The sequence below is a fragment of the Tenacibaculum sp. 1_MG-2023 genome (assembly GCF_030547425.1).
Classification (GTDB): Bacteria; Bacteroidota; Bacteroidia; order Flavobacteriales; family Flavobacteriaceae; genus Polaribacter.
Map to the genome: position 1 here is coordinate 15,394 of NZ_JAUORH010000027.1, position 18,697 is coordinate 34,090.

At 31.2% G+C, this 18,697-nt stretch carries 17 protein-coding genes and 1 tRNA gene; 9 read left to right on the forward strand and 9 right to left on the reverse strand.

The genetic code is table 11. The annotated features are described in order from the left end of the window. The first annotated feature begins 14 nt into the window (after positions 1-14). The 5 genes from Q4517_RS14245 to Q4517_RS14265 are packed head-to-tail and all read left to right on the forward strand — an operon-like array spanning position 15 to position 4,936. Entirely contained in the window at positions 15-839 is an 825-nt protein-coding gene (locus Q4517_RS14245) for a hypothetical protein (protein ID WP_303510752.1), read from the forward strand. A 59-nt stretch (positions 840-898) separates the two neighbouring features. After that, on the forward strand, positions 899-1,372 hold the full coding sequence (locus tag Q4517_RS14250) for a DUF4625 domain-containing protein (protein WP_303510756.1): 474 nt from the start codon (positions 899-901) through the stop codon (positions 1,370-1,372). An 18-nt stretch (positions 1,373-1,390) separates the two neighbouring features. Next, positions 1,391-2,107 carry an ABC transporter ATP-binding protein gene (locus Q4517_RS14255; protein WP_303510759.1) on the forward strand — a complete coding sequence of 239 codons (717 nt, stop codon included), beginning with the start codon at positions 1,391-1,393 and terminating at the stop codon, positions 2,105-2,107. Then, positions 2,104-3,507, forward strand: a complete 1,404-nt coding sequence (locus tag Q4517_RS14260; RefSeq protein ID WP_303510762.1) for a DUF3526 domain-containing protein — start codon at positions 2,104-2,106, stop codon at positions 3,505-3,507. The genes Q4517_RS14255 and Q4517_RS14260 overlap by 4 nt, the downstream gene beginning before the upstream one ends. A 1-nt stretch (position 3,508) precedes the next feature. After that, complete coding sequence (locus Q4517_RS14265; protein ID WP_303510765.1) at positions 3,509-4,936, forward strand: DUF3526 domain-containing protein; 1,428 nt, start codon at positions 3,509-3,511, stop codon at positions 4,934-4,936. A 24-nt stretch (positions 4,937-4,960) separates the two neighbouring features. Here Q4517_RS14265 and Q4517_RS14270 read toward each other — a convergent pair whose 3' ends face one another. Both Q4517_RS14270 and Q4517_RS14275 read right to left on the reverse strand, forming a co-directional pair. Beyond that, positions 4,961-6,193, reverse strand: a complete 1,233-nt coding sequence (locus Q4517_RS14270; RefSeq protein ID WP_303510768.1) for a glycosyltransferase — start codon at positions 6,191-6,193, stop codon at positions 4,961-4,963. Positions 6,194-6,197: 4 nt separating this feature from the next. Continuing rightward, a complete protein-coding gene (locus tag Q4517_RS14275; protein ID WP_303510771.1) occupies positions 6,198-6,668 on the reverse strand; it encodes a heme-binding domain-containing protein in 471 nt (156 codons plus the stop codon). A 97-nt stretch (positions 6,669-6,765) separates the two neighbouring features. Between Q4517_RS14275 and lpdA the strand changes: the two genes are divergently transcribed. The 3 genes from lpdA (at position 6,766) to Q4517_RS14290 (ending at position 10,840) form a co-directional block, all read left to right on the forward strand. Continuing rightward, entirely contained in the window at positions 6,766-8,166 is a 1,401-nt protein-coding gene (lpdA, locus tag Q4517_RS14280) for a dihydrolipoyl dehydrogenase (RefSeq protein ID WP_303510774.1), read from the forward strand. A gap of 127 nt (positions 8,167-8,293) precedes the next feature. Then, positions 8,294-9,103, forward strand: a complete 810-nt coding sequence (locus Q4517_RS14285; protein ID WP_303510777.1) for an AraC family transcriptional regulator — start codon at positions 8,294-8,296, stop codon at positions 9,101-9,103. Positions 9,104-9,166: 63 nt separating this feature from the next. Then, a complete protein-coding gene (locus Q4517_RS14290; protein ID WP_303510780.1) occupies positions 9,167-10,840 on the forward strand; it encodes an alpha/beta hydrolase-fold protein in 1,674 nt (557 codons plus the stop codon). Between the two features lie 59 nt (positions 10,841-10,899). Here the strand turns inward: Q4517_RS14290 and Q4517_RS14295 are convergent, their stop codons facing one another. The 7 genes from Q4517_RS14295 to Q4517_RS14325 form a co-directional block, all read right to left on the reverse strand. After that, positions 10,900-13,017, reverse strand: a complete 2,118-nt coding sequence (locus Q4517_RS14295) for a peptidylprolyl isomerase (protein ID WP_303510784.1) — start codon at positions 13,015-13,017, stop codon at positions 10,900-10,902. 107 nt (positions 13,018-13,124) lie between these two features. Continuing rightward, a complete protein-coding gene (locus Q4517_RS14300; RefSeq protein WP_303510787.1) occupies positions 13,125-14,417 on the reverse strand; it encodes a hemolysin family protein in 1,293 nt (430 codons plus the stop codon). Further along, positions 14,417-14,614, reverse strand: coding sequence for a hypothetical protein (locus Q4517_RS14305; RefSeq protein WP_303510790.1), 198 nt, complete (start codon positions 14,612-14,614; stop codon positions 14,417-14,419). The genes Q4517_RS14300 and Q4517_RS14305 overlap by 1 nt, the downstream gene beginning before the upstream one ends. Then, positions 14,614-15,186, reverse strand: a complete 573-nt coding sequence (lptC, locus tag Q4517_RS14310; protein ID WP_245939434.1) for an LPS export ABC transporter periplasmic protein LptC — start codon at positions 15,184-15,186, stop codon at positions 14,614-14,616. The genes Q4517_RS14305 and lptC overlap by 1 nt, the downstream gene beginning before the upstream one ends. 9 nt (positions 15,187-15,195) lie before the next feature. After that, positions 15,196-16,506 carry a hypothetical protein gene (locus Q4517_RS14315; protein ID WP_303510794.1) on the reverse strand — a complete coding sequence of 437 codons (1,311 nt, stop codon included), beginning with the start codon at positions 16,504-16,506 and terminating at the stop codon, positions 15,196-15,198. Positions 16,507-16,521: 15 nt separating this feature from the next. After that, a complete protein-coding gene (locus Q4517_RS14320; protein WP_303510796.1) occupies positions 16,522-17,790 on the reverse strand; it encodes a hypothetical protein in 1,269 nt (422 codons plus the stop codon). Next, the gene (locus tag Q4517_RS14325) at positions 17,783-18,514 is read right to left on the reverse strand and encodes a type III pantothenate kinase (RefSeq protein ID WP_303510798.1); all 732 of its coding nucleotides are present in this window, start codon (positions 18,512-18,514) and stop codon (positions 17,783-17,785) included. The genes Q4517_RS14320 and Q4517_RS14325 overlap by 8 nt, the downstream gene beginning before the upstream one ends. A gap of 109 nt (positions 18,515-18,623) precedes the next feature. Here Q4517_RS14325 and Q4517_RS14330 point away from each other — a divergent pair. After that, a tRNA-Phe gene (locus tag Q4517_RS14330) sits at positions 18,624-18,696 on the forward strand. Position 18,697: the final 1 nt, after the last annotated feature.

Consider the following 18,697-nt stretch of genomic DNA (forward strand, 5'->3'; position numbering starts at 1 on the left):
TTAATTTTTTAATCATGAAAAACACATTTAAATCAGCAATCTTATTTTTCGTAAGTCTTTTAATCATTTCTTGTAGTGATGAAGACAACATCCCAGATACTTTTGATGAAAATATTAATACAGAAAATTTTAAAGGCTTGGAGTTAGGTAACTCTGATTTTGTTTTACCACAATCAAACGTAGATGTTCATATTGAATTTGGCTACGAAGGAACTAGCAAAGTTTCTAAAATTTATTTTGACGTAGAAGCTTACGATGTTCCGAAAGTTAAGACAGGTGAGTTAATTTGGGAATTAAAAAACCACTTAGTGCCTGTTGATCGTTATGAAGGTCAATTAAATCCCCACATACACTACCATGTATATTTTGATGAAGACAACAAATACGTTCCTTCATTTATTCCTGCCGAAGGAGTTTATAAATTTAAAATTACAGTTGAACATGAAGATGGAACTAAAAGTGCCATCACTAAAAAGTTACATATTATTCAAAAGTTTAAAGACTTAGAGGTTGGTGATAACAATTCAATTACCTTTGGTAAAAATGAATTACATACCGAATTTGAATATGTTTCTGGTAATAATACTGTTACCGAAATTAAATATGAATTTTGGTTCGAAGAATGGAGAGAGGGACAAAATGTTGAAGTTGGAGAGTGGGACAAAGTAATTACCGTTTTACCTAAAGAATTATATGAAGGAGTTAAAAACCCTCATATACACTATCATTACGATTTAATTCCTAGTGCTCCAGTAGGAAGTTACTGGTTGAATATTTATGCTAAAGAAAGTGGCGAAAGCGAAACTGTAAAGCTATCTATTCCTCTTGAAATAAAATAATTATAACGCAAAAGACTACTTGAGAAAATCAAGTAGTCTTTTATAAATAACAAACTATTATGAAATTATTAAAAATAACGAGTGCATTACTACTCCTAACCTTATTAAACATAAGCTGTAGCAGTGATTCAGAAGAGCCAGATACTGTAAAGCCAACCATTACCATAAATTACAACGAAGGTTTTCCTAAATCTTGCTCTGTATTAGAAAAAGGGAAAGAGTATACAATACGTGTAAAAGTATCTGACAACATAGCTTTAGCTACTTATGCCATTGATATTCATCATAATTTTGATCATCACACACACGATGATCAAGGTTCTAGTTGTGAACTATCACCTATAAAAGATCCTGTTTCTCCTTTAATTTTTATGGAGAATTACACTATTGATAATAATCCTATAGAATTTGAAATAACCCAAAGTATTACAATTCCAACAGATATTGATTCTGGCGACTACCATTGTCAAATTTCTGTCATTGATGTTACTGGATGGCAAAGTAGAACTTCCGTAGATATTAAAATTGAATAACTATTTAACGCTACAATAATGATAATAACAAGAGACTTAACAAAAAAGTATGGTGACTTCACCGCCCTTAATAAGTTAAATTTAAAAGTAAACGAAGGAGAAATTTTTTGCTTACTTGGGGCTAACGGAGCAGGAAAGTCAACGACTATAAATTTACTTTTAAATTTTATTGCTCCTTCTTCTGGAAAAGCGTTTATAAACGGTTTAAATGTTACTGATAACGCAAGAGAAACTAAAGCTTTTTTAACTTACATTCCAGAAAACTTAATGTTGTACCCTACTTTAACTGCCATAGAAAACCTTGATTATTTTTTAGGTATTGGTGGTAAAAACTTCACTAAAAAAGAACTTGAGTTTTTCTTACATGAAGCTGGTTTACAATCAGAAGCTTTTCATAAAAGAGTTCAATTCTTTTCTAAAGGAATGCGACAAAAAGTTGGAATTGCTTTGGCTATAGCAAAAGATGCTAATGTTTTACTACTAGATGAGCCTACTTCTGGTTTAGATCCTAAATCGAGCAATGAATTTGGAGAGCTGTTACAAAAAATGAGAAAAAATGGAGTTGCTATATTAATGGCTACTCATGACATTTTTAGAGCTAAAGAAATTGGAACACATATTGGAATTATGAAACAAGGACAGTTAAAATATAATTTTCCTTGTAGTGATAAGTCTTTACAAGAGATTGAAAACCTTTACTTAGAAACGATGAGTTTAAAAGAAAGTGTATTATGATTTTTTCTATAGTTAAAAAAGAACTTCAAGAGATTTTAAGAGACGGTCGCTTTAAAATCTCAACAGGTATCGTATTTATTTTATTAGTAGTTGCTTTGGTGTTAACTTTTAATCAATACCAACATAGTAACCAACAGTACGTTGAAGCTCAAAAAAATGAACGATCTCTTTGGGAGGAACAAGGAGAAAAAAATCCGCATTCGGCAGCCCATTACGGAAACTATGTTTTTAAACCAAAATCTCCTTTATCACTGATAGATCAAGGTATTGAAAAATATACAGGAATTTCTATTTTTTTAGAGGCTCATAATAGAAACGAAGCTCAATTTAGTAATGCTTCAGACCAAACATCATTGTCTCGTTTTGGAGAACTAAGCCTTAGTTTTATTTTATTATATATACTTCCTTTAATCTTAATTCTAATCGGTTACGATTCTTACACTAAAGAATTAGAAAAAGGAACTTTTGCTATACTTAAAAGTCAAGGAATTAGTAACACAAAACTACTTTTTGGAAAATGGTTTGCAGTATTAATACCTATAATAACAATTACAACTCTTCTATTTTTAATAGCTGGTTTAATTCTTTCTAACACAAATGATGTTGGAGTATTTAGTTGGAGTACCTTAGGAGTGTTGTATATAGCCTATTTACTCTACTATTTGATTTTTACTAATGTTATTTTATTCATATCATTAGTTGCAAAAAAATCAGGAGTTGCTTTGGTTTCTAGTTTAGTATTTTGGGTTCTTGCTTGTTTTATTGCACCTAAAATAGCTAGTAATCTAGCTGATTCTAAATATCCATATCCAACCCACCAAGAGTTTTCTAAAAGAATAGCAGAAGACCGAAAAAAAGGGCTTGACGGACATAACCCTTGGAATGAGGAAGCTAAAAAACTTGAAGAAGAAGCTCTAAAGAAATACAATGTTGATAGCGTGCATAAGCTTCCCTTTAATTACAATGCCTATAGAATGCAAAAAGGAGAAGAATATCAAGCTAAAGTTTATGCTAAACATTATAGTTGGTTAGATGATCAGGCTCAAAAACAAGAAAAGGTTTACAAATCCATTTCAATAATTTCTCCTTTCCTTCCTACTCGTTTTTTATCTATGGCTATTTCTAGAACCGATTATCAATCACATCGTGACTTTTCTGAAACAGCAGAAACTTATAGAGTAAAAACACAAGAGTTTTTAAATGGACTTACTGAAAAAAACTCTAAATACGGTGAACGTTATATTGCTTCTGCAAACGCATGGAAAAAGCTTCCTAAGTTCGAATATACAAACGCTCCTTTCTATCAAGTATTAAACCGTAATACATTTATGATGTTAATACTCTTTATGTGGTTTACAATCACAGGAGTACTAGTATTCTTTATTAATAAAAATCATTAATATGTTTTCATATAATTTTAAATACGAATTAAAGTCTCTTTTACGGAATAAATGGCTTGTTTTATTAACTATAATTTTATTAACCCTTGTTCTTTTTGCAGGGTATAATGGTAAGGAAAAAGTAAATAAGCGCGTTTCTGACATTGAAAAAGCGAATAATACTGTTAAAGAACAAGACATAGCAGTACTAAAAACTCTTGATTCTATTGAAAAAGGACTTGACGTTAATCAAAACTCGAGGAGCTTACCTACCAACCCCATGAATATTGGATATTCACATCCTCGTGTTGCGGCAATGTACCCTCAAGAAACTGCTTTTATTGCTACAGGACAAAGTGATTTATTTACACATTATGTGCAACCAAAAGCGTACGGCGATAGTTTCTTTTTTAATCATACTGAACTTTCAAACCCTATTCAACTTCTTTTTGGTAGTTTTGATTTAGCCTTTGTAATTATATACATTTTACCCTTAATTATAATCGCTTTTAGTTATCATATTTTTTCTCTAGAAAAAGAAAATGGTTCGTTAAAATTAATGGCTTCTCAACCTATTTCTATTTACAAATGGATACTACAGAAAACAATGCTTAAATTCTTTGTACTATCTGTAATAGTTGTCTTGGTTTTAACAATTGCTTTTATAATTAACAATTATAATTTTGCAGAAAATCTAACTGAGTACCTATACTTTTTACTACTTACGTTAACTTACATGTTATTTTGGTTTACTGTTGTTTTATTTATCAATATAAAAGTAAATAATTCTGCTAAAAATGCAGTAAGTTTATTAGCTATCTGGGTTTTTATAATTCTAATTATTCCTGCTATTATAGCACAAGCTGCAAATACTTTTTATCCAATACCATCTCGAACAAAAATGATTACTGAAGTAAGAGCATTAAAAGATGAAGTTTCTAAAAAACAAGATAAAATACTTGATAATTTTTTAAGAGATCATCCTGAATATGCTTCTAATAATAATCAAAACTATTCTTTTTGGCATAAGTATTTAGCTTCACAAGATTTGGTTGAAGACGAGGTTAAACCACTAGTAGAATCATACGAAACACAGCTACTAAAACAGCAAAAATGGGTTAAGTTGTGGCAATATAGTTCTCCTGCTATAATTTTACAGCAAAGCTTTAACGATATAGCTGGAACTTCTACAACACATTACCAACAGTATAGAAGTCAAGTGGCTGAATTTTCTACAAAGTGGAGAGACTTTTTTGTTCCTCTTCTTTATAATAATGAAAAAATAAACACAAAATTATACAAGCAATTACCAACTTTTGAATACAAAAGCCCAAGCTATACATCATTGTTTTTTAAGATAAGTATAGTATTAATAATGTCGGTAGCTTTCTTACTAATTACACGAATACTTTTTTACAATAAAAGTAAAAAGGGAACTATTATCAATTAACAAAAAAGACCTAATGTTTTCTCGTTAGGTCTTTCTATTTTTTTCTTCAATCCACTTGCTCATGAATTTTGTAGCCTGTAAGGTTTGATGTCGTAACAAACTTCCAAGAAAATTTTGTGTGCGATGTGTCTCTAGATCTTCTTGGATTTCATTTATTCTATTTGTAAAAGAATTTACTAATTTTTCTTTATCATATATCAAATTGATAATTTCAATTCCTTTTTGTTGCGCTTTTTTCCAAAGAATATCGTAGGTATACAGTTCTATAGCTTTACTGGCAAACTTCTCAAAATCATCCTCTATAAATCCATTCCAAGGTAAATTAGCGTGCATTCCTTCTGCTCCTATTAAAGTAGTAATACTTGGAGTTCCGCATTCCATTGCCTCAGTTAACTTCCCTTTAATTCCAGCTCCAAAACGAATTGGCGCTAACACTACTCTAGCATTTTTAACTACTTCAAGTGCATCTTCTGCGAAACCTTTAACTAAAAAACCCTCTTTTGGCTTGTGCAATTGCTGAATTTGTTGTGTAACATACGCTCCGTAAATATGTAATTCTACTTCAGGTAATTGTTTTCTAATGGATTTCCAAATTGACTTCAATTGTAAAACAGCATCGACATTCGGAGCGTGGAAAAAATTACCTACAAACACAAAATGCTCTCGTTCTTCAAAAGACTTCCAATTCTGAATAGCTTCAGCATCTATTCTATCCAACAAAAAAGGCAAATGATATAATAAAGCTTCATCAATCTTAAAAACTTCTTTTAAAAGCTTGATTTCATAAGCTGAAATAATCAGACTCATATCACAACGTAAAATTGCTGCTATTTCTCTCTTCGCCTCATCTGACTTTAGCAAAACCTCTGTAGAAAATTGTTCCTTCTTTTTTAATTGTTGATGACGTACTTTTCGTAAAAAATGCAAATCTTCTGTGTCTAAAACCCGTAAAGCTTTCGGGCAATGTTCTGCTACACGCCAACCAAATTGTTCTTCCATCATAAACCTATCGAACAAGACAACATCTGGTTGTAGTTCTTTAACAAAATCATCAAAAGAACTTGAATTCAACTCAATAGATTTCTCCTCTATTCCTAATTCAGTTAAGTTTAAAGAATTCTCAGTTTTTTGGGCAGGAGTTGCAAAAGTGATGCTATAATTTTGGTTTTTAAAAACATTAAGCAACTGTAACATTCGGTTACCAGCTCCAGTCGTTTTTTCTATCCAAACATATCCAATTATTAAAAGTTCTTGCATTAATTTAGTTCCCTAACTGTTTTTTGTAGTCATTTTGTACGCTTTTTGCCCAATTAATTACTTGCTCAACTTCTTCTTTAGTTAAACGAGCGTCTGCATGTGTCCACGTATATGAATCTAACGGCATTTTTCCTTTTTCTACTTCTTCCCAAACTTCTTCCATCTTATGCTCTTTTCTTTTTAAAGAATAGGTAGCCCATTCAGAAAAATTCAATTCTTCTTTTCCATGATTTATATGATCAGCTAACCAATAATTCACAGGTGTTATTCTACTATACCAAGGATAGCGAGTTGAATTACTATGACAATCAAAACAAGCTGTTTTTAGTATTTTGTGTACTACATCGTTCGGTTTGGTTTCTGTAATAAAAGGGTCAACAGTAGTTATTTCTCCTTGATTTTTTTTTGGTTGTAAAAACTGCGCGATTATTAATAATAGTAATAAGAAACCTATAATTTTTTTGAAAATTTTCATGCGACGAATTTAAGTTTTAAAGATATGAAAACTAATTTTATCGACAAATAATTGTATTTTTGTGCTTCATTATTTATGAAAAAATAAAACACAACTCATGAAATACGATTTAATCGTTATTGGTTCTGGTCCAGGAGGGTACATTGCTGCTATCAGAGCCGCTCAATTAGGTTCTAAAGTTGCTATTATCGAAAAATACTCAACTTTAGGTGGAACTTGTTTAAATGTTGGATGTATTCCTTCAAAAGCTTTATTAGATTCTTCGCACCATTACTATGATGCAGTAAATCATTTCGAAGAGCACGGTATCTCTGTTGAGAAACCTTCTTTTGACTTCGGAAAAATGGTAGCTCGTAAAGCAAATGTAGTAGAAACTACTACTGGAGGTATCAAATATTTAATGGATAAAAACAATATTGAGGTTTACGAAGGTTTAGGTTCTTTTGAAGATGCTACACATGTAAAAATTACAAAAAATGATGGTACTGAAGAAGTAATTGAAGGTACTAACATTATTATAGCTACTGGTTCTAAACCATCTTCTTTACCTTTTATTACTATTGATAAAGAGCGCGTAATTACTTCTACTGAAGCTTTAAAACTTCCTGAAGTTCCTAAGCACTTATTAGTAATTGGTGGTGGTGTTATTGGGTTAGAACTAGGTTCTGTTTACAAGCGTTTAGGTGCTGATGTAACTGTTATCGAATACGCTCCAACAATCACTCCAACAATGGATAAAGATGTTTCTAAAGAACTAACTAAAGTTTTAAAGAAACAAGGTATGAAAATTAATGCTAGCCACGGTGTAACTTCTGTTGAAAGAAATGGTGACGAAGTAGTGGTAAAAGCTACCAATAAAAAAGGTGAAGAGGTTACTTTCACTGGTGATTACTGTTTAGTTTCAGTGGGTCGTCGTCCGTATACTGAAGGATTAGCTTTAGAAAAAGCGGGTGTAAAAGTTACTGAAAGAGGAATGGTTGAAGTAAATGATCATTTACAAACCAACGTTTCTAACATTTATGCAATTGGAGATGTAGTTCGTGGAGCTATGTTAGCACATAAAGCAGAAGAAGAAGGTGTTGTGGTTGCTGAATATTTAGCAGGACAGAAGCCTCATATTGACTATAACTTAATTCCAGGTATTGTTTATACATGGCCAGAAGTAGCGGCTGTTGGTAAAACTGAACAAGAATTAAAGGATGCTGGTGTTGATTATAAGTCTGGGAAATTCTCAATGCGTGCATTAGGGCGTTCTCGTGCAAGTGGAGATTTAGACGGATTCGTAAAAGTATTAGCTGATAAAAACACAGATGAAATATTAGGAGTTCATATGGTAGGTGCTCGTGTTGCTGATTTAATTATGGAAGCAGCTGTAGCAATGGAATACAGAGCTTCTGCGGAAGATTTAGCTCGTATTTGTCATGGACATCCAACCTACTCTGAAGCTGTAAAAGAAGCAGCGAAAGCAGCTTGGGACGGTAAACCATTAAACGCTTAATAAAAGCTTTAAAATATATTTTAAAAAGCAATCTCGCATGAGGTTGCTTTTTTAATTGCATTGATTTAGATGGAATTTCATTTAGTTTTTCTATCTTGGAAAGGCTAAAAACATCTGAATTATGCTAATGAATAATATATTTGATACTTTTAGACCCCAACACCCTACAATATCCAAATATGTTCATTATTATTACTTAGATATAAAACCACAAAACACAAAAATAGAGTTTGACTGCTATCCACATTTCAATAATTCCATATCACTTTATAGCTCACATTTTAGTCCTAAAATTGGAAAAATAGTTTTCAAAAACGATACTAACCCTCTTCAAATTTTCACTCCTTTAAGAGAAAATATTTTTAATGTCACACAAATTGGTAAAGTGCATAGAATTGTAATAATTTTCAATCCTCTAGGTATTCATCAATTTTATAGAGGATTAACTTTTACAGATTTTATAACAGAATTCAATTTCTTTTCTGAACTTGAACTTAGTGCTTTGTTTAGTTCACAAAACACTAATGAAATCACAAAGCTATTAGACCAATTTTTAATTAATAGGTATGTTGCATATAGTAATACAACTTTAAACAATGCTATCAAGCTAATTTTAAATAATTTTGACACGATAACTATTAAGAATTTGGCATTTGAGTTAAACGTGAGTAGAAGGCACTTAAATAGACTTTTTAATTCTCATTTTGGTATTTCAGTGAAAAAGTTCAACAAAATTGTACTTTTTAGAAAAACTTTAGAAAAGAAACTCTTTATCAATTCTGAGCAAAGTTTTACTTCTTTGGCGCATGAGTTCAATTATTTCGATCAATCACACCTTACCAACCTATTCAAAAACCTTACTTTAAGTTCTCCTAAAAACCTATTAAAAAAAGGAACACAGCTTGGCAATGAAGATACTTTTTGGCATTTAAAATAGCTGCCGTCCCATTTTTACAAGTTTCATTTCTTTTTTGCAATTACATTTGTAAAAAAGACAATAATGAAATCACTATTTTACATCATCTTTTTTTTAGCTTTTTTATCAGCTAATGCTCAAGCCACATATTCAGAATTGGTACAAGAAGCTATGAAAACAATGAACACTTCAAAAGACACTACCACTTATAAAAAAGCGTTAAGCATATTTGAAAAAGCTTTTGATAAGTTTCCTGACAGCATTACCGATACTGAGCTATATTATTCCTCTATTATTGCAGCTGATTTAAAAGAAAACGACAAAGCCTTTAAATACTTAATTCCACTTTCAGAATTAATAGAAGATGAGGAGGGGTATCCTGGTTGGGACTATGTTGTTGGTGAATATGCAGATGAAGACTATAAAAATATTCAAAACGATAAAAGATGGGAAAAATTAAAAACTAAGGCTTTAAAAAGAAAAACTAAATTCTTCAGTAATCTCAAAAAATCGAAGGAAGAGTTTTTCAACACTTTAAAAATAGATTTCCCTGAAACCTTAAAGAACGAAGCGCTTTTTAAGTTTTTAAAAGAATTTAAACCTTATATCGCAAAGCAACAACAAAATTATTCGATAACATTTAAAATAAACGACTCTTTAAAAACATCTTATTACGTTCATTTACCCCTAAACTACACTGTTAAAAAAGAATATCCTGTTCTTATTTTTTTACATGGAGCTGTAAGACACACTAAGCTTTCTGATTTTGAAACAAAAAGTAACTTAAAGTATTGGAACAGGTATTATACAAAGTATGCGGATGAAAATAATGTTGTTTTAATTTTTCCTAAAGGAAACAAACATTATAATTGGATGACCTCTGATGCTGGTTTTTTTATAGTGCCTTCAATTGTAAAACAATTAAAAAAAGCTATTAATATAAACGATAATAAAATTTTTATTTCTGGCCATTCTAATGGAGCTACTGGAGCATTTTCCTATTTGATGAAACAACCTAATTTATTTGCTGGATTTTATGGTTTTAATACTGAACCAAAAGTATATACAGGTGGAACTTTTATTGAAAACACACTCAACCGTTCATTTATTAATTTCTCTACCGACCAAGATTACTATTATCCTCCAAACGCTAATGATAGTTTAGTTAAATTAATGAAAAGTATAAAAGCAGATTATAAAGATTATCGGTATAATGGTTACCCTCATTGGTTTCCTCAATTCGATGCTTCTGAACCCGCCTATAAAATTCTTTTTTCAGATCTAATGAAAAGAAAAAGAAACCCTCTTCCCAAAAAAATAACCTGGGAGTTTGATGACAACGATTATGGAAATATTGATTGGCTAACCAATATAAAACTTGATACTATACAGAAAAAATCTCAATGGCATAAGAATTTAAATTTTGACATAAAAAAATGGCTAGTGAACGGTAAAAATAATAACTTAATAGCAAAAGACGTTAATAAGAAATCCTTTGACTTCCCAAGGAAATCAGGAAAAATAATTGCAACTTATCATGATAACACCTTTAAGGTTCAAACCTCTCGAATTAAATCTTTTCAAATTAAAATTTCTCCAGAGATGATTAATCTTAAAAAGAAATTAATCATTTATATTAATGGAAAATGTTATTTTAAAAAGAAGGTAAAATATGATAGAGAGTTAATGTTACAATACTTTAAAAGGAATTTAGATCGCGAACGTATTTGGATAAATTCTATTAAACTGACAATATAGAAAACAAAAAACCCGAACTAAATAGTTCGGGTTTTTTATTTGTTGTATGACGTTATTTCTTATTGAATTCCGTAAAAAGAACTCATATTATCTTCAATTTCAGATGCTTTTTTAACCGCCTCATACATTTGGAACGTTTTATTCTGTCTTTCAGCTACAATACGCTTTCTATATGTATCGTAGTTAGGTAAAGCTGTTGGTAATCCTTTCTTTTCAATAACAAAGGTAAATACTCCTTTATCTCCTACTACATTTTTAACTACTTCATTTTCTTTTGCATTAATCATTGCTCCTACTACTTTTGGCTCGAAACCTACGCCAGAAATCGTTGGTGATTGTAAGTTTACATCGGTAGCAACTCTTACTGTTTGATTTACAGATTTAGCAATTTCATCTAATGTTGAACCACTAATTTTATCTTCAATCATTTTTGCTTTACGCTCATTTGTTAAGATAGGACGTACACTTGCAGTTGCCTTATCAACAGGCATTAATCCTTTTGCCGTTTTTGAAGTCAATACAGCTACTACATACCCTCCTTCAATATCAAAACGTTTGAAGTCTCCTTCGTTTACTTCTTTGTCAAACGCCCAAGTAATGACTTGTCTTTCATTCCCTAAACCTGGTACGCTTTCATCTAATGCTTTTAATCCAACAGCAGGCAAAGAACTTAAGTTCTTTTCTTTTACAGCTTCTTCAAAAGCTTTTCCATTTGCTAACTCTAAAGCAAATGTTTCTGCATTTTGAAATACTGTATTTTCTGTTTCTTCTGAAGCCTCAATCTTACGTCCAAAAGTAGCTAACTTCACTACTGTTTGGAAGTTCTTTTGTCCATCAATTTTAATTACATGGAACCCAAATTGAGTTTTTACAACTCCCATGTCACCTTCTTTTCCTTCAAAAACAAAGTCTCTAAATGACGGCACCATTCTATTATATGCAAACCAATCATAGAATCCTCCTTTTTCAGCAGAACCTTGATCCGATGACATTTCTTTGGCTAAATCAGCAAACTTAGATTTATCCGCTTTTACAACTGCTAATAAGCTATCCGCAGTTTTCTTAGCTTCTTCTTCAGTCTGAACAACTGTTGCGTCAGCACTAGCAGAACCTACAAAAGGGATTAAAATATGACTTGCTTTCGCAGAATCAGGTAACTGTTTTACTTCTGTAATTTTAGATAATTTAAAGAACCCTGCATCTTTATACGGTCCAAAAACATCTCCTTCTTTACCGTTGAAAACTTCTTCTGCAATTACTTGAGGAACTTGAATTTTAAACTTATAACTATCATCTAATCTTACATCAGAATCGTTTTCTTCTAAAAACTCACTATAATCTGTAATATTCTTTAATCCTTTAACTGGTGTATTGTTCACTACTGAGTCTGCTATTAACTTAGCTATATTAGCCTTAATAACTTCTTCATCTTCTGTTGTAGGTTCAATGTTAAATTTCACAAAATTAATATCTCTTGAAGCTTCAACTTGAAAAGCTTCTTGATGCTTATTTATATAATTTTGAACATCACTTTTCTTTAAGGTAACTAAACTATCTGCAATTGTAGTATAAGGTACATATACATATTTACCAGACACTTTAGTGTTTTCTGATAAATATCTAGACTCTCCTTCTTTTAATGAAGCACCTAAGCCAGCAGCAACTAAGTTGTCGTATGTTGTTTTTTCTATATTGCTTTTAATAGAAGCCATATATTTTTGCCAAGCAGCCCACTCTTGTCCATTTTCTTCTTTTATAGTAGCTAAGTGTTCTTTTAACTTGTTTTTATCGAAAATACCTGAAGTTTGGAATCTAGCATCATTTTGAACTACTGGAGTTTCATATAAGGCGTTTAAAATATCAGCATCACCAACTGTAATTCCTGCTTCTTCTAACTGCTTTTTGTATATTTTTTGACGGATTAAGTTATTCCATACTGCTTTTGCAGCCTGCATTTCAGACATGCTATTTCCTGTTTGTGCTTTGTAAGCGTCTAAAGCTTCAGCGAACTCTTGACGAGATATAGCCTCGCCATTAACTTCACCTATTTCATTTACTTTACTTGCACTAAAAAAGTCTGATATTGTAGAAGGGTCTAATACAAAAGCAAAAAGTGCTAAACCAATTACAAGAATTAAGAACATTGAACGTTCTCTAATCTTCGATAAAATTGCCATACGTCATTTATTTTATTAACAGTGTGCGAAAATACAATTTCATAGTAAATAATGCAATGTTTTTTTATGCTGTTTTTGAGGGAGTTCTCTCTATAAAAGGAGAAAAGTTAATCTTCTTTATGAATTACTTTAAAATAAATATCATTAATTTTAGTTGCACTTACTTGCAAGATTTTAATTTGAAAGTTTTCTATCTGTAAAACTTCATCTTGTAGTGGTATTGTTTCTGTATGGTTTAAGATAAAGCCTCCTATTGTTTCGTATGCCTCTTCTTTAGGAATCCCTAAACTATATTCTTCATTTAGATAGTCAACCTCTAAACGAGCCGAAAATTTAAATTCATTTTCACTAATTTTTTCTTCTAATAATTGCTGAGTATCATGTTCGTCTTCAATCTCTCCAAATAATTCTTCAACAATATCTTCAACTGTAATAATACCTGAAGTTCCTCCGTATTCATCAACAACAACCGCTATACTCTTTCGTTTTTTTATTAAATTATTAAGTACATCGTTAATAATCATAGACTCTGGTACAAACTCTACGGGTAATAAAATTGACTTGATAGTACGTGGTTTTTTAAACAGTTCAAAGGCATTTACATATCCTAAAATATCATCTAACGAGTTTTTATAAACCAAGATTTTTGACAATCCTGTTGTAATAAATATTTTCTTAAGACTGCTTACTGTCTCATGTAAATCTACTGCAACAACTTCTGTTCTTGGCACCATAATTTCACGAGATTTCACTTTATGAAACTCTAAAGCATTCTGAAAAATTTGAATTTCAGAATCTACTTCTTCTTCATCATTTCCTGCATCTAATTGTTCAGAAATATAATTACCAAGCTCTTCTTTGCTAAACTCTGTTTGAATTTCATTTTCTTTTATTCGAAAAAAAACATGCAAGCAAAAATCTGAAATTTTAGTAATTACCCATGTAAATCCGTAAAAAATAACATAGAAAATATAGGCTGGTATAGCAAAAAATTTAAGCATCTCATTTGCATAAATTCTAAAAATAGCTTTTGGTAAAAACTCTGCTGTTACCAAGATAATTACTGTTGAAATAAGTGTTTGAGTTAATAAACTTATATCAGACAACACATAATTTACAACTGTATAATCAGAAGGTAAAAAGGATTGGAACCAACTCATTAACAGCTCTCCCATAAAGTAACTATAAATAACTAAAGCTACATTATTACCTACTAACATAGTGGTAATAAACTTTGAAGATTTTTCTGTTAGCTTGGTTAGAATTTTAGAGAGTATACCGTCTCCCTTTTTCTCTAATTCTATGTGAAGTTTATTTGCCGATATAAAGGCTATTTCCATGCCAGAAAAAAAGGCTGAAAACAAAATAGAAGTAAGAATAATTAAGAGTTCGGGTTGCATTAACGTTCTTTGTTTCTTTTTTCTACTTTTCTTCTAAAATATCGTTTAAAGAAGAAAATTAATATGATAAAGATAGCAAATCCAAACATAATAAACGCTTCTTGTCTATCAGAATTCCATTTTAAGATTCCCTCAACAAAAAAGACTACTCCTATAACTAAGTATCCATATTGTAAATATTTCCAAAGTGCATTCATTATATATCTTTTTGTGTTGTTTCTATATCTCCTGTAATATCTTTAGCTATCCATTTAGTTAAGTCTTCACTCGACTCAAATCCAAAACCATTAATTACAGATTCTGGAGTTGTAAACCGGAAACCATCTTCTGTAAAGAAGTAATGTTCTTTTTGATCCCAAAATAGTTGATTGGTTTCTAACTTTGTTTGGTTTGTATGGTTGGTAATCACCACATTTCCTCTAATCTCTGATATTTTTGTTTTATTATAGGTTAATGCATAATTACCTGAGATTGTTGTTGAGTCTGTCCCTGTCTTGTCTATTGTAACAATTTCAATTCCTTTAGGAAACTCACTATAAGGGTGTTCTTTCCTATTTGAATAATCATAAAAAACAGCTGCCTTTGTTTTTGAGCTTATTCTCCCTGAATCTTTATGAACATGATAAATATTTACTGCCGAACCTACTGGTAAATTTTTATCTGCTAAAAAATCCCGTACCTCCTTTTTAGAGTTGGTACAAGAAAAAAACATTGCCACCAAACAAATGGTAGCAATGCTATTGTATATATGTGTTGCTTTTTTAAGCATTAAATTCTATTAAGGTACACGAACAGTTTCTCCAATCCAACACCCTACTCTATAACTAGCACCTGAAGACATTCCTTTTTGGAATATTAACTTTTTAGATGGTGCATTTTTTCTATAACTAGAAATGTATCTATTAGCTCCACATCCTGGATCAACTTTTTTAGCCTTTAAAGCTTTATTTAAAGCTGCTACATATACCATTCTTTTTTCGAACTCATCACTACCACATGAATTTGCACTTCTTTGGTATAAACTTGCAATGAATAAATATGCTTTTCCCATATTAGGGTTATACTTTAATGCTTCGTAAGCTAAAGCTCTAGCTCTACTTCCACCAGCATTTTGTGCTTCTCTTAGCTTATACTTAGCCTTTTTAAATGGATCTGTTTCTAAGTCGAATGCCTTCTTTCTCATTTCAGCAGCTCCACCATTGTCTCCGTTTTTAGCTAACACACCAGCTAAGAAGTTATATGCATCAGCAGATTGTGTAACCTTAGCATATTCATTTGCTAATTTTTCAAACAAAGGATCTGTTTGACATCCTTTATTATACATTCTTGACACTGCTCTTTTTAACCAAACACCATCAGTTTTGTTCTGCTCAAAATCTCTAGAGTAAATTGGTATTAATCTTTCACAAGTTGCTATTTTAGATATTTTAGCATCTAAACCTCCTTCTACTTGACCTAATGATGATGAATTAATAGTATATGCTCTTAAAAGACTTTTTTCCCTAGAGGTAATAGTTCCTACAGAATCTTTCTCTTGCAATTTAGCTATTTTCTTGCTATAATCTTCTAATTTTTCATCTACAGACTCCATAACATCATCATACGTATCAAATACTTTTTGAGGATTTGTATCTTGATACTTATCTGCTATCATTTGGAAATATCTAAAGATATTTTTAACTCCCATATCTTTTGGAGAAAGATCATAAGCTTTCTTTAAGATTTCAAAAACTTTATCATTTGTCGCTAACTTATTTTCAATTAAAAACTCTGCATAATCACTATGTGCTTTTGCTGGATCTTTATCTGGAAAATTAACTAACCTCGTTTCATATACTTTTTTAGCTAAAACTGGATCTTTTAAGTTTTCAGCAACTTTAGCCCCATATTTATAAATATTAACAGATAATGTAGCACAGTTATCTAATAAGTATTCTAAATTAGGTTTTGCTTGAGTATATTTTTTAGTTGTAGCATCTCCTTTAAATAGGTTATACTTTATATGACACTCTTGGCTTGCTTGCGCTTTCGCTCCATTTACGGCTACAAACAAAAATAATCCTGTTAGTAAATACGTAATTTTTTTCATCGTTCTCAGTTTTTGTTAATCTATTTTATTCTTATGAAACCACTTAAGACTATTTAAAGATAAACTTAACCTTACGTTAAAGTAGTTTTCTTTTATCAAGTTATTGTTAGTCGTTCCTCTTTGCCCGTACTCAAATCCTACATTTACGTTTGATAATTGTCTCGGTAATGGCAATCCTAATCCAACATTTATGCCAAAGTCTTTTACAGCTGTAAAATTATTGGTAGTTTTTACTAACAACCCTGTGTCTTCAAAACGCAAACCTGCTCTGTACGTCACTCTATCCCAATAACTTGAAATTGAATTTAATTTTGGAATATAGTACCCTCCTATTGCAAACTTACTTGAATCATCATACTTATGAGATGATCCATCAGCTATAAAAACACTATTACTTCCTAAAGCACTTTGAAATTCTTGGTTGATTCCTACGTACCACTTATTTTCTTTTCCTAGACCGAAACCATAAACACTTTTCAAAGGTGCATTTATGTTTCCATTTAAAGCTCTATTGAATAGTTCATCTCTTGGAACTTCTTCCCCAGACCCACTAAATGATAATGAGTACATTTTCTCCGCCCCTTTTGCAGATAAATCTGTAGACATTGTAAATGATGCTCCTGTAGATAATTGCAATTTATTTTTTAGTTCTGTTTTGTATTGTAACCCCAGCTTAAACTGTCCGCCTCTAACATTAAAAGATTCTTCATGTTTAGTTGCTAATGCGACATCTGCTCTTTGATTTAAAACGCTATTATCTATATTTCCAAAAATAAAACCAGCTTCTGCCCCAATAGACAAACCTTTATAGACATACATACCAAAACTAGCGTATATTTTATTCGCCCCTCCTTCTCCTGTAAATAAAGTAACATTATCAGCGTCATTATCATCTAACAATGAGTACCCTACAGATGAAAAAGGCTGTAAACCAACAGATAAACCTGCTTTTTTTCCAACTGGAAAACCTAATGAAATATACCTTAAACTTGTTGAGTTTCCAGTTTGAGAAGCATCTTGTTCTTTAACTGTTAAAAAAGTTAAGCTACCTCCTATAGCATAGGTTGCAGCCCTTAAATCAGCATTCGCCGCTGGGTTTGTAAAATTTAGGTGATGATAATCTTTCATTGCAACACCAATACCTCCCATAGAAGCTTGTTCTACTGTTACTGCCTCAAAATTTTCACCTATACCAAAATAAGAATATGGTGAAGCACTATTTCTTTGTGCTAATATTGTTGACGTAGTTAGTACAAAAACTCCTAATATAAATCTCTTAATCATTCGCTAAATTGTGTATCAAAATAGTATGTAACCCCTCCAAAACAAAATTTGGATGGGCAAATATGACACTTTTTAATTGTTTTGACAAAAAATATGTATCCCCTCCTGTTAAAACTACTGTTAAATCTGGATATTTTTTTTGATATTGTGCTATAATTCCATCTATTTCATTAGAAACCCCATTGATAACTCCTGAATGGATTGAACTTTTTGTATCAACCCCAATAAAGTTTTCTACTTCCTCCATTTCTAGTAACGGTAATTTGGAGGTAAAAGTGTGTAATGCCTTATACCTCATAGCTACTCCTGGTGAAATTGCACCTCCTAAGTATTTCCCTTCATTAGTAATAAAATCGTAGGTTATGCATGTACCTGCATCTAACACCAGTACATTTTTATTAGGAAACTTATTTATCGCTGCTGATGCTAATGCTATTCTATCGACTCCTAATGTTTTTGGGGTTTTGTATAAATTTTTAAACGGAACTTTTGTGTTTGAATCCAAAAAAACTGGATTTAAGAGTTCTACAATTTTTTGCTTTTCTTTTTCTGTAAAATTAGCAACAGAAGATATAATGCTATTGGAAACTGAAAATCTTGAAGTAATTTTTTTTAGTTCAGAAATTATTTTTGCTTTCTCAAAAACAAATACTTCCTTAACAGTATCTATTTCAAAAACAGCTACTTTAACTCTTGTATTTCCAACATCAATAATTAGGCACATATTTCATTTCTTTGAGCTTGTAAATTTACGATACATTTTTTTAAAGTTTTTACTTTGTAAAATTAAAAAACGATTGTATATTTGCATCCGCTTAACGAAAGTAGCAACTGGTGCCTTAGCTCAGTTGGTAGAGCAAAGGACTGAAAATCCTTGTGTCCCTGGTTCGATTCCTGGAGGCACCAC

Excerpts from the sequence above, each read along its gene's own strand:
- Q4517_RS14325 (WP_303510798.1), bottom strand. The coding sequence starts at position 18,514 with ATGTGCCTAATTATTGATGTTGGAAATACAAGAGTTAAAGTAGCTGTT.
- Q4517_RS14305 (WP_303510790.1), bottom strand. The coding sequence starts at position 14,614 with ATGAATGCACTTTGGAAATATTTACAATATGGATACTTAGTTATAGGA.
- lptC (WP_245939434.1), bottom strand. The coding sequence starts at position 15,186 with ATGCTTAAAAAAGCAACACATATATACAATAGCATTGCTACCATTTGT.
- Q4517_RS14290 (WP_303510780.1), top strand. The coding sequence starts at position 9,167 with ATGAAATCACTATTTTACATCATCTTTTTTTTAGCTTTTTTATCAGCT.
- Q4517_RS14245 (WP_303510752.1), top strand. The coding sequence starts at position 15 with ATGAAAAACACATTTAAATCAGCAATCTTATTTTTCGTAAGTCTTTTA.
- Q4517_RS14260 (WP_303510762.1), top strand. The coding sequence starts at position 2,104 with ATGATTTTTTCTATAGTTAAAAAAGAACTTCAAGAGATTTTAAGAGAC.
- Q4517_RS14275 (WP_303510771.1), bottom strand. The coding sequence starts at position 6,668 with ATGAAAATTTTCAAAAAAATTATAGGTTTCTTATTACTATTATTAATA.
- Q4517_RS14295 (WP_303510784.1), bottom strand. The coding sequence starts at position 13,017 with ATGGCAATTTTATCGAAGATTAGAGAACGTTCAATGTTCTTAATTCTT.
- Q4517_RS14285 (WP_303510777.1), top strand. The coding sequence starts at position 8,294 with ATGAATAATATATTTGATACTTTTAGACCCCAACACCCTACAATATCC.
- Q4517_RS14315 (WP_303510794.1), bottom strand. The coding sequence starts at position 16,506 with ATGAAAAAAATTACGTATTTACTAACAGGATTATTTTTGTTTGTAGCC.
- Q4517_RS14250 (WP_303510756.1), top strand. The coding sequence starts at position 899 with ATGAAATTATTAAAAATAACGAGTGCATTACTACTCCTAACCTTATTA.
- Q4517_RS14300 (WP_303510787.1), bottom strand. The coding sequence starts at position 14,417 with ATGCAACCCGAACTCTTAATTATTCTTACTTCTATTTTGTTTTCAGCC.
- Q4517_RS14320 (WP_303510796.1), bottom strand. The coding sequence starts at position 17,790 with ATGATTAAGAGATTTATATTAGGAGTTTTTGTACTAACTACGTCAACA.
- Q4517_RS14265 (WP_303510765.1), top strand. The coding sequence starts at position 3,509 with ATGTTTTCATATAATTTTAAATACGAATTAAAGTCTCTTTTACGGAAT.
- Q4517_RS14270 (WP_303510768.1), bottom strand. The coding sequence starts at position 6,193 with ATGCAAGAACTTTTAATAATTGGATATGTTTGGATAGAAAAAACGACT.
- lpdA (WP_303510774.1), top strand. The coding sequence starts at position 6,766 with ATGAAATACGATTTAATCGTTATTGGTTCTGGTCCAGGAGGGTACATT.
- Q4517_RS14255 (WP_303510759.1), top strand. The coding sequence starts at position 1,391 with ATGATAATAACAAGAGACTTAACAAAAAAGTATGGTGACTTCACCGCC.